The organism is Ruegeria sp. YTSA144 (genome assembly GCF_059610125.1).
The window spans coordinates 215,156-228,044 of sequence record NZ_JBXWNA010000005.1 but is presented as its reverse complement, the minus strand read 5'-3'; the positions used below and the strand labels follow the sequence as shown (position 1 = coordinate 228,044).

Here is a 12,889-nt window from a genome sequence, read left to right as displayed (position 1 = left end):
ATGCTGTATCGCGGATTTTCACAAGCCGAACTGGAGCGGGAGTACTCTCCCAGTTCGATGATCGGTGGTGACCTGGCCCCCTATCTTGCCAGCTATCAAGCGCTCAGTGCGCAGGCCCGCGCCGAGTTGCCCGTTCAGGCCAACCTGGCCTATGGCGACACCCCGGCCCAGGTGCTGGATTTCTTTCCCGCGAAGGGGGCCGGAGCCCCGTTGCATGTCTTTATTCACGGTGGGTATTGGCAGGATCTCAGCCAGCGCGAATCGGCCATGATGGCCCCGGCGCTGATCCAGGCCGAGCAATCCTTTGCCACCTTGAACTACACGCTCGCCCCGGATGCGCGGCTGGATCAAATGGTCGACGAATGCCGCGACGCCCTTCTGTGGCTTGCGTCCCAGGCCGGGGCACTGGGATTCGACCCGACACGGATCACTTTGTCAGGGCACAGTGCCGGCGCCCATCTGGCAAGCATGGTCATGGCAAGCTCGGCCGGCGCATTGGCCCGCGCCGGGCTGCGCGTGCGTGATGTGCTTCTGATCAGCGGTGTTTATGATCTGGAACCCGTCAGTTTGACGTCCGTGAATGATTCGCTGCACCTGACGCCGGTCGAAGTGAACGATCTGTCCCCGATCCGCAACCTGCCCCCACCGGGCCCCCGCTATCATGTTTCAGTGGGGGAACGGGACACCGGCGAATTCATTCGTCAAAGCCGCGACTATGCGGAACGGCTGCGCAAGGCCGGGCACTCGGTCAGCTTTGCCTTGAAACACGGAATGCACCATTTCGACATCATCCTGCATTCCGGGACATTCCTGTCCGACACGTAACGAGGCATTTTTCAAACAAAAACAGCGGCCCAATCGGTGCCGCTGTTTTTTTTGAGTTCATCCCGCTTCGGATCAATCCAGGGTGCGGGTAACCTCTTCGCGCTCGAAGATCTCGATTACGTCGCCCTGGCGGATATCGTCGTAGTTTTCGAACGCCATACCGCATTCCTGACCCGACTGAACCTCGGCCACTTCGTCTTTGAAGCGCTTCAGCGTCTTCAGCGTGCCTTCGTGGATCACCACGTTGTCGCGCAGCAGGCGGACGCCTGCGGAACGGCGGGCAACGCCTTCGGTGACCAGACAGCCAGCAACCTTGCCGACACCTGTAACCTTGAAGACTTCGCGGATCTCGGCATAGCCGATGAACTTTTCGCGGATCTCGGCGCTCAGCAGACCGGATGCGGCCGCTTTCACGTCGTCGACCAGATCATAGATCACCGAGTAATAGCGAATCTCGACACCCTTTTGGTTCGCCGTGTTCCGCGCCGATGCGTTGGCACGGACGTTGAAGCCAAAGACCGGCGCGCCGGAGGCTTCCGCCAGACCGACATCCGTTTCGGTGATCGCACCCACACCCGAGTGCAGAACGCGCACGCGCACCTCGTCGTTCCCGATCTTTTCCATCGCCTGAACAATGGCCTCGGCAGAACCCTGCACATCGGCTTTGACGAGGATCGGCAACTCGGCCACGTTCTCGTCTTCCTTGGCCTTCTGCATCAGCTGCTCGAGGGTGGTCGCGGCACCGGCAGCGGCGCGTTTGTCCTTGGCGGCCTGTTCACGATAGGCGGCGATTTCACGGGCCTGAGCTTCGGTCTCGGTCACGTTCAGAACGTCACCGGCTTCGGGCGTACCGTTCAGGCCCAGAACCTCGACCGGAACCGAGGGGCCAGCTTCCTTGACGCGCTCACCCTTGTCGTTGATCAGCGCACGGACCTTACCGTACTGCTCACCCACGACGAAGATATCACCCTGACGCAATGTGCCGTTCTGAACCAGAACCGTGGCGACCGGGCCGCGACCCACGTCCAACTGGGCCTCGATCACGGCCCCCTGAGCGGCGCGGTTGGGGTTGGCTTTCAGTTCCAGAATCTCGGCCTGAAGCGCGATGGCTTCCAGCAATTCGTCCAGACCCTGACCCGTGATGGCGGACACTTCGACGTCCTGAACCTCACCCGACATTTTCTCGACGATGACTTCGTGTTGCAACAGATCGGTGCGCACCTTGTCCGGATTTGCATCCGGCTTGTCGACCTTGTTGATCGCCACGATCATCGGCACTCCGGCCGCTTTTGCGTGATTGATCGCTTCGATCGTCTGCGGCATCACCGCATCATCGGCGGCGACAACCAGAACCACGATATCCGTAACCTGAGCACCGCGCGAGCGCATCGACGTAAACGCCGCGTGGCCCGGAGTATCCAGGAAGGTCAGCGTGGCGCCGCCATCGGTTTTCACCTGATACGCGCCGATGTGCTGGGTGATGCCACCAGCCTCGCCCGCCACAACGCGCGCGTCGCGGATTGCGTCCAACAGCGAGGTCTTGCCGTGGTCAACGTGACCCATGATGGTGATGACCGGCGGACGCGGCTGCAGATCTGCTTCGCTGTCTTCGACCTCTTTGATGACGTCTTCAACATCCGAATCGGATACGCGAGTGACCTTGTGGCCGAATTCTTCGATGATCAGCTCGGCAGTATCGGCGTCGATGGTCTGGTTCTGCGTGACCATCATGCCCATGTTCATCAGCGATTTGACCACGTCAGCCACACGTTCGGCCATACGGTTGGCCAGTTCCGAGACCATGATCGCCTCGGGCAGCTGTACGTCGCGGATCACCTTTTCCCGTTCAACGGCACCGCCCATGGCTTTTTGACGCGCACGCTCCTGCTTGCGCTTCATCGCGGCCATCGAGCGCTGACGGTTGCCTTCGCCACCTGTCGCCTGACCCAGAGTCAACTTGCCCGAACGGCGATTGTCGTCACGACCCTTGCCACGACCACGCTGTTCACGTTCGCGGTCCTGTTTGCGCGGCGTGGCTGCCGGCGCAGGTTTGCTGGCCGGAGCGCGAGCCGCCTTGGGCTCTTCCGGTGCGGGCGCGGCAGCGGCGCGTTTGGCGGCTTCGTCCGCCTCTTTGCGCTTGCGCTCTTCATCCTCGGCCTTCTGACGCGCACGCTCTTCGGCTTCGCGCTGTTCGCGTTCCTTGGCTTCCTGTTCCGCACGGCGGCGTGCGCGCTCTTCTTCGCGCGCCTTTTCAGCAGCCTCGCGCGCTGCGGCCTCTTCGGCCTCGCGTGCCTTGGCCGCTTGCAACGCCTTCATGCGGCGCGCCATTTCCGCATCGGAAATTCCCGCAGGACGACGCGACGGATCACCCGATGGTGCAGCACCGCCACCCGGCTTTGCTGCGCCCGGCTTGGGGACCACCACGCGTTTGCGTTTGGTTTCCACCACGACATTCTTGGTGCGTCCGTGGCTGAAACTCTGTTTCACATTTCCGGGGCGTGCCCCGCCACGAAGACCCAATGTCTTTTTGCCGTCATTATCGCTCATAAAGCTATTTACCCTTCCGTGCGGCCCCTGCCGCCGTCATCCGTTTCGCGCAAGCCACGCAGGCGCTGCGCTTCCTCTACAACACGTTTGGCGAGTCCGCCAGAGGCCAAGGCAGCATGAATCACCGTTTGGCGCCCAAATGCCTGTCCTAATTCGTCTGCGGTCAGCCAACCTATGTATTTTCCGAAGTGCGGCGTACTCAGCTTGGTCTTACCGCGCCCCGATCCATCCGCGGCCTGAATCAGCACCTGTGCTTCTTCCCGGTCCAGCCACGTCTTGACCTTTTCGTACCCGGCAACCGCGTCGCCGGACTTGCGCGCCAGGCTGAGCAGCTCGACAACGCGGCGTGCGATCTGCTTTTCAACCTCTTCCGCCAAGTCCTTGGGCACGGTCACTTGTGCCTTGAACCCCCGCGCAAACAGTTTCTTTCCGATGGCCTTGTCCAGAGCGGCGCGATCCGCCGCCACATAGACCCCTCGTCCCGGCAGTTTCGCCGCGACATCCGGAAAAACCTGACCGTCCGGCCCCGCCACGAAGCGGATCAGCCCGTATTTGGGCTGAACCTCGCCTGTGGCGATGCACTTGCGCTCGGGTCCGTCGGACCGATCCTTATGGGCGCCACCGCGACTCATACACGCCACCCGAAGCCTGAGATCAGGCCTCGACCTCCTCGTCTGTTGCGTCACCGTCGACGTTTTCTTCCGCCTGCTCCAGCTCGGCCGGATCGACCCAGCCCAGCAGGATACGCGCGGTCATGACCATGTCTTGCGCTTCTTCCAGCGTTACACCGAAAGGCTCAAGTACACCGTCGTCCTTGACGCGTTCACCATCGACTGTCGTCCAGCCACCGGCCAGTTCCCAGTCGGCACAAGTTGCGAAGTCTTCCAGAGTCTTCACGTCGTCCTTGGCCAGTGCCTCCACCATCTGGGGTGTCAGACCTTCGAATTCAATGAGGCTGTCCTCGGCACCCAGTGCGCGCGCCGCGTCCAGTGCCGCTTTGGCCTGTGCCTCCAGATACTCGCGGGCGCGGGTTTGCAGTTCCTGCGCGGTACCTTCGTCAACGCCGTCGATGACCAGCAGTTCTTCAATCTCGACATAGGCAACCTCTTCGAGGTTGGTGAAGCCCTCCGAGACCAGCAGTTGGGCAAAGAATTCGTCCAGATCCAGGCTGTCCATGAACAGTTTGGTACGGGCTTCGAATTCCTTCTGGCGGCGCGCTGATTCTTCGGCCTCGGTCATGATGTCGATGTCCAGACCGGTCAGCTGGCTGGCCAGACGCACGTTCTGACCGCGGCGGCCAATGGCCAGCGACAGTTGTTCTTCGGGCACGACAACCTCGATCTTGCCGGCTTCTTCGTCCAGAACCACCTTGGAAACCTCGGCCGGTTGCAGCGCGTTCACCAGGAAAGTCGGCTGATCTTCGTTCCACGGAATGATGTCGATCTTTTCGCCCTGCAACTCGTTCACGACGGCCTGCACGCGGCTGCCGCGCATACCCACGCAGGCACCGACGGGGTCGATCGAGTTGTCATAGGAAATCACGGCGATCTTGGCGCGCGAACCGGGGTCACGGGCCACGGCCTTGACCTCGATGATGCCGTCATAGATTTCCGGCACTTCCATCTTGAACAGCTCGGCCATGAATTCCGGCGCGGTGCGCGACAGGAAGATCTGGTGGCCACGTACTTCGCGGCGCACTTCCTTGATGTACGCGCGCACCCGGTCATTCGGGCGATAGCTTTCGCGGCCGATCTTGTCATTGCGGCGCAGAACCGCCTCGGCACCGCCCAGATCGACGATGACATTGCCAAACTCTTCGCGCTTGACCGCACCGTTGATGATGGTGCCCGCGCGATCCTTGAATTCTTCGTACTGACGGTCGCGCTCGGCTTCGCGCACTTTTTGCAGGATGACCTGCTTGGCGGACTGAGCAGCGATCCGACCCATTTCAACCGGAGGCACTTCTTCGACATAGACATCGCCAACTTCGGGTGATTCCATGTATTGCTTGGCCTGCTCGACGGTCATTTCGGCCTGATAGTTTTCAAGCTCGTCATCTTCGACCACGGTGCGAACACGGGTGAAAGTCGCCTTGCCGGTCTTGCGGTCGATGGACACGCGGATGTCCATCTCGGCGCCGTAGCGGCTCTTGGCGGCACGGGCGAGCGATTCCTCCATCGCTTCGACGACCAGGCCGGGGTCGATCATCTTTTCGCGGGCCACGGCCTCGGCGGTCTGCAACAGCTCCAGCTGGTTTGCTGAGGTGATTGCCATCAGTTCGTCTCCTCTTCGGACCCTTCGGTCTCAATCTCGTCGAAAGCGTTTTCGTTCAGGGCGCCGGCATCCTTGCGCTGGCGCAGCATTTCCTTGATCAGGTCATCGGTCAGGACCAGCTTGGCATCGCTCAGCCAGTCGAATTGCAGACCGATGGTGATGGTTTCATCCCCCTCGGGGATGTTGATCAAAACCTCGTCCCCTTCGATCCCGGCCAATTCGCCCTTGAAGCGCCGGCGGCCGTCAATCAGTTCGGCGGTCTCGATCTTGGCCTCATACCCTTCGAAGGTCTCGAAATCCTTCAGACGGGTCAGAGGGCGGTCGATACCGGGGCTCGACACCTCGAGCGTATAGGCGTCAAGGATCGGATCCTCGACATCCAGCGTGGCGCTGACCGCGTTGGAAATTTCGGCGCAGTCATCCACTTCAATACCGCCATCGGGCTTGTCGGCCATGATCTGAAGCGTGGTCTGCTTGCCGCTCATCAGGCGGATGCGGACCAGCTCATACCCCAGATCCTCGATCACCGGGGTGATGATCTCGGCCAGTCGCCGGTCAATGGCAGCTTTTGCTATCAGGTCGTTTGTCATCTGGTACTCTACCCTGTCAGTCGGGCACAAAAAAACGGGCGCGCGGCCCGTCGAATTTTCCGGTGGAGCCTTGGGCCAGAAGTCCAACGCGCCGCTGTTGAAACTGCATATACGCAGGATGGTCCGAGTCTGCAACCCCCAGCGGGAGTTGCGATCGGATTTACACCATCCACCATCGTTCGGCGATGCGGCCATCGTCCAGTGCAGCGTTCCCGGCAATCTGCCGCGGCATCCCGACAGCATCCGATACGGCGAGGGCCATGTCGGCCTCGGAGGGGTGGAACCGGACACCGCGCGTGCCTCGCATTCCGGCCCGATCCGGAAGCGCCGCGATATCGACATACCCGTCCCGCAGCGCCTCGGCCCGCACAGCAGGGTCCGGGATTACAATGATTTCGACCGCGTCAGCCCATCCGGCCTGACCATCCTTGTAATGCCCCTCGACACGACGGCCCAGGAAATGGCGCCCATCCTCAGCCCGTTCGACACGATAGCAGCCGGTACCGTTGGCGTTGCGCAACGGTGTTACGGTTTCACCGGCGCGCGCAACAACAAAGCGGCTGTCGGCCAGCAGGAAAGGCAATCCGGGATTTGCCTCGGCAAGTTCAAGCCGCAGGCGGTTGGGGGCAAGGGCCTCGGGCTTTCCGATTTCGGCCAAAACGGCCATGACATCGGCAATCTGCAAGGGTTCGCCATCGTGAAAGACCGCGTCATCACGCAAATCAAAGCTCCAGACCCGTGCATCGGCGTCGGTTTGCCAGCCGGTCGCAAGCTCACCGCGCAAAGTACCATCCGGGGCGATTTCGGTCATTGTGTCGAAAACGGCTCCACGCGCCACTTGCTCGAGGCTGTCATCGCGCGGAACGGCCAGACGCAATGTCCCGCCTTTCTTGGGCGTCCCGGCAAGGGATGCACCTGTCGCTGCCAGCAATGCAGCCGCGGCACCAGAGGCAAAGAGAGCACGGCGGTCAATCCGGGTCATGCGACACCCTCCGCCACACGATCCATGATCCGTACCAGCTCTGCGCTGATGCCCGGCTCTGACAATGCGTGCCCCGCCTGACGAACCATCTTCAACTCGGCATTCGGCCAGCGTTCGGCCAGCGACCATGCGGCCTGGGGCGGGCAGATCATGTCATAGCGCCCTTGCACGATATGGCCGGGGATATGCGCGATCCGGTCCATCTGATCCAGAATCTGCCCGTCCGTTTCCAGAAACGCCTTGTTGGTGAAATAGTGATTCTCGAGCCGCGCAAAGGTGCGCGCGTATTCGCCGGGGCTTTCGCCAACCGATCCGTTGGTGTGGATCGAGGCCAGCGCGTTTTCCCAATGCGACCAGGCCCGCGCGTACAGGATCTCTGTCGCTCGGTCGCCCGAGAACAGACGTTTGTTATAGGCGGCAATGGTGTCGTTCAGTTCAACTTCTGGCAGCAGTGAGGTGAACTTCTGCCATTGCTCGGGCCAGAACCGCCCGGCGCCGCCGCCGTAAAACCAGTCAAGCTCGGCCTGAGTCGCAAGAAACACACCGCGCAACACCAACCGGCTGACGCGGTCGGGATGAGTCTGGGCATAGATCAACGCCAGAGTCGCACCCCAACTGCCACCAAATGCGATCCATTCTTCGATCTCGAACAGTTTGCGCAGCCGCTCTATGTCGGCCACCAGATGCCACGTCGTGTTGTCTTCGACCGAGGCGGTAGGGCGCGACCGGCCACATCCGCGCTGGTCAAACAGAATCACCCTGTAGGCCTGTGGATCGAAGTATCGCCTCATGGCCGGGCTGCACCCACCACCCGGCCCCCCGTGCAGGATCACGACGGGTATGCCGTCAGGATTGCCGCATTGTTCCACATAGATACGGTGCCCATCGCCCATATCGACCATCCGCTGATCGAAAGGGTCGATCGGCGGATACAGATATTGAACTGCGCGCTTTTGGTCCGGGTACTTGTCCATTATGGCCCTATATAGTCCTTAAGCGTAAAAGAGCACACGGAGACAGGAATGCAAGCGCATCCGAACACGGTGGACCCGTCCGAGATCGCAAAATTCGAGGCGATGGCGGCTGAATGGTGGGACCCGCACGGAAAATTCAAACCATTGCACATGCTTAACCCGTGCCGGCTGGACTACATAACGCAGCAGATCGCCGGTGAATTCGATCGCGACCTAAAGTCGCCGACGCCGTTCGAAGGCCTGCGCCTGCTGGATATCGGCTGCGGCGGCGGGCTGCTGAGCGAACCCATGGCGCGGCTCGGTGCTGACGTTGTGGGTGCCGACGCCGCCGAGGGCAACCTGCCCGTGGCCCGCATCCATGCCGAGCAATCGGGGCTGCAAATCGACTATCGCCACACCACGGCCGAGGACATGGCCGCTGCGGGCGAGCAGTTCGATGTGGTGCTGAACATGGAAGTGGTCGAACATGTGGCTGATTCTCTGTCCTATCTGACCGCCACGCGTCAGTTGCTTAAGCCCGGCGGGTTGGAGATTTGTTCAACCATCAACCGCAACCCGAAATCCTATGCGATGGCGATTTTCGGGGCCGAGGTCGTCATGCGCTGGCTGCCGCGCGGCACGCATGAATGGAACAAGTTCATCACCCCGGATGAACTGTTCGACCTGCTGCGTCAGGCCGGGCTGGACCCGGTGGACCGCAAGGGGTTTGTCTTCAACCCGATCCTGTGGAGCTGGTCGATCTCGGACCGGGACTTGAGCGTGAATTACGTGACGGCGAGTGTGAAGCCGGGGTGAGGTAGGTTTTTTGATTCGATCTTTAAGTTACGCGCCGTGGCGCGCGGTATTTTTTGGTGCGGCAATTTCCGCTGCTACCTTGTTCGATAACACACTAGCCACAGCAGAAGAGAATGCGGGCGTGTTCGTGTACGAACATGAAGGCGTTCCGCTGTATGGCTATGTAAGCGATCCTAAAGTCTCTGAGGCGACTCAGGAAATAGCAGATCGTTACTTGGGTTCGAACTCGAACAACTATGATCTGGTAAGGGCGTTGTATTTTTTCGTCTTTATTGACCCCGAGATAGTTTCGGATGGCAAGTTTGTGAAACCAGTCGAATTAGAACTGACGGAGGAGGCGACAGAACCATTTTCCAAACACGAACTCTCTGACGAAGGATGCAATGTAGGGAGAATATTCTCCACGAATGAAGAAGAAAAAGGAGAGTATTTGGTATGGCTTGTTCATGGTGGGCAATATGAGGGCAAAGAAGGAATTGAATCTTGTCTTCTTTTCGCGGCGGCGGCTTCGGCCGGAATTTGGTTGGGTGATTTTCCAGCTTTGGATCCCCGTGATTTACGGCAGCTTCTGGATAGAATGCTCTTAGAATGAAGTGGCCGTTTAGTCCGCGGCACATTGCATGAGCATCAAGCCTGCCAGCGCCCGACCACACCAGTCCTGGATCCACCTTGGGACAACGGTTCGCTGATCCCTACTCCCCCTCCAACTGCAACCGCAAATCCCGCAGCACCGGCAGTGTGCTTCGGACCCGCTCCAGCCCCAGCTCTCCGACCACGCGGTTGATCAGCGGTGCAATCGAGGAAATCGCCTGATCCCGCGCCCGTCGGCCTGCGGGGCTGATCGCCACCATCTTGCGGCGGGCGTCGTCCCAGTCGGGGCGGATGTGGATGTACCCGGACCATTCCAGCTTGGCCAAGGTGTTGGTCATCGCGCCTCGGGTCACGTGGAATGTGCTGGCCAGTTGCGCGGGGCTACGCTCGTCGCCGACAAAAACCAGATGATTCAGCACCGAGAAATGCGAAATTTCCATGCCCTTGGGCAGCACCCGGCTGAGCCGGTTACGCAACAACTGGTCTGCGGTCAGGATCTCGCTGAACAGCGTAACCGCAAGGGCATTGGTGTCTTCTGTCATTGTTCAGTTCTGTCAGGGTCCCGTGAAAGACCGGGTGTGTGTCAACGACGGCACGCGACGGCGCGCCTCTGTCACAGAACTATCATCCAAATCGAAAATGTGAATGCCCGGATCTGTCCCTGCGTCGATCAGCACCTTTCCCCAAGGGTCCACAACCATGCTGTGCCCATGGGTAAAACGTGTCTTTCCACGCGTCGTCGGGTGTTCCCCCGTTTGTGCCGGAGCCAAGACCCAACAGCCCGTCTCGATCGCCCGGGCCCGCAACAGTGATTCCCAATGTGCGGCGCCCGTTACCGGTGAAAACGCCGCCGGCACAGTCAAAACCCGTGCGCCTGCCTGTGCCAAAGCCGCGTGCAGGTATGGAAACCGGATGTCGTAACAGATGGTCAGACCCACCTTGCCAAAGTCGGTCTCGGCTATGACCGCCTGTTCGCCGGGGCGGTAGTTTTTCGATTCGCGGAACGTCTCGGTTTCCGTGACCTGCACGTCGAACATATGGATCTTGTCGTAGCGCGCCACAATCTGACCTTGCGGATCGATCATGAAAGAGCGGTTGGCAAACCGCCCGTCAGCGTCATGAGTCTTGATCCCCAGTGATCCGATCAACACCCAAACGCCCAGTCGGGCGGCCTGATCCCGCAGGCCGGCCAAGGTGATGTCGTCTTCTTCGTGCTGAAGAACCTCGTGTTGCCGCGTCGTACTGTTTGACACGCAATTCGTGACCTCTGGCGTCAGGATAAACCGCGCCCCCTGCCCTGCCGCGTCGGCCGCCATGGCGCGCACCATGTCCAGGTTTTCGACCGGATCATCCGACGAGGTGATTTGCAGCAGCGCGGTCTTCATCAGGCCGCAAGCAGACGGTCAAGCTTGCCTTGCCGCTCCAGCTCGTAAAGGTCGTCGCAGCCGCCCACATGCTGCGTCCCGATGAAAATCTGAGGCACGGTGCGTTTGCCGCCTGCGCGCTGGATCATCTCGGGTTTGCGTTTGGGGTGCATCAGAATGTCAACTTCCTTGAACTCAACGCCTTTCTGCTTCAGCAGACGCTTGGCCGCGTGGCAAAAACCACAGAGCGGCGAGGTATAGATTTCTACGGGCTTCATGTTCCGGTCCCTTTGGATTTCGTGCAATCTTGGGCGAATTAGGCATCCTTGGCAACGCGCGCCAGTGCCAACACGAAAATATGATTTGCCCCTGCGGCCTGACACGCACGCGTGCACGCCGCAAACGTCGCGCCGGATGTCATCACGTCATCCACCAGCAGGATATCGCGCCCCTTCAAATGCAGTGCCCGCCTTGGGTGGATGTCAATTGCGCCCTCCAAGGTCTCGCCCCTTTCCCGCGCGGTCTTTCCGTCCAGCACCGGGGTCCGCTGTTTGCGCACCAGCAGATCCGGCACGCAGTCCAATCCGGTTTCTCGCCCCAGGTTGCGTGCCAACAGTGCAGACTGATTGTATCGCCGTTTCAGCAGGCGCGACCAATGCAACGGCACCGGAGCAATCACCATCCCGGGACGCAACAGCTCGCGTCCGGCCTGCGCCATCCAACGCGCAGCGGGGCGGGCCAGTTCGGTCCGGTCACCATGTTTCAAAGCCAGAACAAGTGACCGCGCCTTCCCATCATACATCAGCGCAGCGCGACCCGCTTTCCACGGCGGAGGGGTTTTCAGACAATCGTCGCACTCGGTCCGGAACCTGTCTGCGCTTCCGATCACTGGCACACCGCAGCTTTCACAAACCGTACCACCGATGAACGGCGTATCCCGCCAACACGCCCCACACAGGCCGAAATCGGATTCCGTCAGCTCTCCGCAACCCATGCATCGCGGCGGATAGATCAATGCAAGGGCAGTTTGAATCCGCCGCGCAATGCGATACTTGCGACCTATGAAACTGCCCGAGCCCACCGCATCCTCTCTTTTCGACCGTAACGCCATTCTGCATCATCGCGCCCGCGCGAAGGACGACGCCCTGTTCTTGCACCGCGCCGCCATTGATGAGGTTCAGGATCGGCTCTCCATGGTTAACAGAAGCTTTACGGCACCTGCGGTTGTGACCCCTTTCCCACAGCTTTGGGCAGACGTTTTTCCGGATGCCGCCATTGTCGCGGATGACGATGTGCTGTCACTGCAACCCGGTGCGCATGATCTGGCGATTCATGCGATGGCGCTGCACTGCGCCAATGACCCGGTCGGCCAGCTGATCCAATGCAAAAGGGCTTTGAAGCCAGACGGGCTGGTGCTTGTCCTGTGCCTCGGGGGTGAGACCCTTCACGAATTGCGCGCCGCGCTGGGTCAGGCCGAAATCGAGGTCACGGGCGGGCTCAGCCCCCGAATCGCCCCCATGGCCGAGCTGCGCGATCTGGGTGGATTGCTGCAACGGGCCGGTCTGGCATTGCCAGTGGCCGATGCCGTACCGTTGACGGCAGAATACCGCGACATCTGGCACCTGATGCACGATCTGAGGGACATGGGTGAAACCAACGCTTTGGCTGCCCGGTTGAAATGCCCGACGCGACGCAGAGTGTTCGAAACCGCGCAGCGCGTCTATTCCGATCACTTTTCGACGGAAACAGGCCGCCTTGCCGCAACCTTCGAACTGATTTGCCTGACCGGTTGGTCCCCCGATGGCTGCCAACCAAAGCCGCTGCGCCCGGGGTCAGCCCAAATGCGTCTTGCAGATGCCTTGCGCACGGAAGAGGGCAAACTGCCGGATTGACGCGCAACCAAATCCCTTTATCTCAGGTCTGAACACGATAACTCAGGAATGCCCA

Annotated in this window: 14 protein-coding genes; 4 read left to right on the top strand and 10 right to left on the bottom strand. The window is 60.4% G+C overall.

Annotation, left to right across the window (positions count from 1 at the left end):
* On the top strand, positions 1–825 hold the full coding sequence (locus AC2FF8_RS13055) for an alpha/beta hydrolase (RefSeq protein ID WP_496879887.1): 825 nt from the start codon (positions 1–3) through the stop codon (positions 823–825).
* Between the two features lie 72 nt (positions 826–897).
* Here AC2FF8_RS13055 and infB read toward each other — a convergent pair whose 3' ends face one another.
* The 6 genes from infB to pip all read right to left on the bottom strand — a co-directional run bounded on the left by infB (position 898) and on the right by pip (position 8,192).
* Positions 898–3,372: a translation initiation factor IF-2 gene (infB, locus tag AC2FF8_RS13050; RefSeq protein WP_425079363.1), complete on the bottom strand. Its 2,475-nt coding sequence runs from the start codon at positions 3,370–3,372 to the stop codon at positions 898–900.
* 8 nt (positions 3,373–3,380) lie between these two features.
* Entirely contained in the window at positions 3,381–4,004 is a 624-nt protein-coding gene (locus tag AC2FF8_RS13045; protein ID WP_496879886.1) for an RNA-binding protein, read from the bottom strand.
* 22 nt (positions 4,005–4,026) lie between these two features.
* A complete protein-coding gene (gene nusA / locus AC2FF8_RS13040) occupies positions 4,027–5,646 on the bottom strand; it encodes a transcription termination factor NusA (protein WP_480685652.1) in 1,620 nt (539 codons plus the stop codon).
* Positions 5,646–6,236, bottom strand: a complete 591-nt coding sequence (gene rimP / locus AC2FF8_RS13035) for a ribosome maturation factor RimP (RefSeq protein WP_152459779.1) — start codon at positions 6,234–6,236, stop codon at positions 5,646–5,648. The genes nusA and rimP overlap by 1 nt, the downstream gene beginning before the upstream one ends.
* A 160-nt stretch (positions 6,237–6,396) precedes the next feature.
* Positions 6,397–7,218, bottom strand: coding sequence for an ABC transporter substrate-binding protein (locus AC2FF8_RS13030; protein ID WP_425079364.1), 822 nt, complete (start codon positions 7,216–7,218; stop codon positions 6,397–6,399).
* Positions 7,215–8,192, bottom strand: a complete 978-nt coding sequence (pip, locus tag AC2FF8_RS13025; protein ID WP_171230291.1) for a prolyl aminopeptidase — start codon at positions 8,190–8,192, stop codon at positions 7,215–7,217. Before pip ends, AC2FF8_RS13030 begins: the two co-directional genes overlap by 4 nt.
* Positions 8,193–8,240: 48 nt before the next feature.
* Between pip and ubiG the strand changes: the two genes are divergently transcribed.
* Together ubiG and AC2FF8_RS13015 are read left to right on the top strand one after the other, a co-directional pair.
* A complete protein-coding gene (gene ubiG / locus AC2FF8_RS13020; protein WP_496879885.1) occupies positions 8,241–8,987 on the top strand; it encodes a bifunctional 2-polyprenyl-6-hydroxyphenol methylase/3-demethylubiquinol 3-O-methyltransferase UbiG in 747 nt (248 codons plus the stop codon).
* A 10-nt stretch (positions 8,988–8,997) separates the two neighbouring features.
* On the top strand, positions 8,998–9,579 hold the full coding sequence (locus AC2FF8_RS13015; protein ID WP_496879884.1) for a hypothetical protein: 582 nt from the start codon (positions 8,998–9,000) through the stop codon (positions 9,577–9,579).
* Positions 9,580–9,679: 100 nt separating this feature from the next.
* Here AC2FF8_RS13015 and AC2FF8_RS13010 read toward each other — a convergent pair whose 3' ends face one another.
* Genes AC2FF8_RS13010 through AC2FF8_RS12995 form a run of 4 tightly spaced genes read right to left on the bottom strand, consistent with a single transcriptional unit; the run spans position 9,680 to position 12,023 of the window.
* Positions 9,680–10,120, bottom strand: coding sequence for a MarR family winged helix-turn-helix transcriptional regulator (locus AC2FF8_RS13010; RefSeq protein WP_425079367.1), 441 nt, complete (start codon positions 10,118–10,120; stop codon positions 9,680–9,682).
* A gap of 12 nt (positions 10,121–10,132) precedes the next feature.
* Positions 10,133–10,963, bottom strand: a complete 831-nt coding sequence (locus AC2FF8_RS13005) for a carbon-nitrogen hydrolase family protein (RefSeq protein ID WP_425079368.1) — start codon at positions 10,961–10,963, stop codon at positions 10,133–10,135.
* Positions 10,963–11,220: a glutaredoxin 3 gene (gene grxC, locus AC2FF8_RS13000; RefSeq protein WP_152459773.1), complete on the bottom strand. Its 258-nt coding sequence runs from the start codon at positions 11,218–11,220 to the stop codon at positions 10,963–10,965. Before grxC ends, AC2FF8_RS13005 begins: the two co-directional genes overlap by 1 nt.
* A gap of 38 nt (positions 11,221–11,258) precedes the next feature.
* On the bottom strand, positions 11,259–12,023 hold the full coding sequence (locus tag AC2FF8_RS12995; protein ID WP_425079369.1) for a double zinc ribbon domain-containing protein: 765 nt from the start codon (positions 12,021–12,023) through the stop codon (positions 11,259–11,261).
* On the opposite strand from AC2FF8_RS12995, the gene AC2FF8_RS12990 reads away from it, so the two are divergent.
* Entirely contained in the window at positions 12,004–12,834 is an 831-nt protein-coding gene (locus tag AC2FF8_RS12990) for a methyltransferase domain-containing protein (protein ID WP_496879883.1), read from the top strand. The genes AC2FF8_RS12995 and AC2FF8_RS12990 overlap by 20 nt on opposite strands.
* Positions 12,835–12,889: the final 55 nt, after the last annotated feature.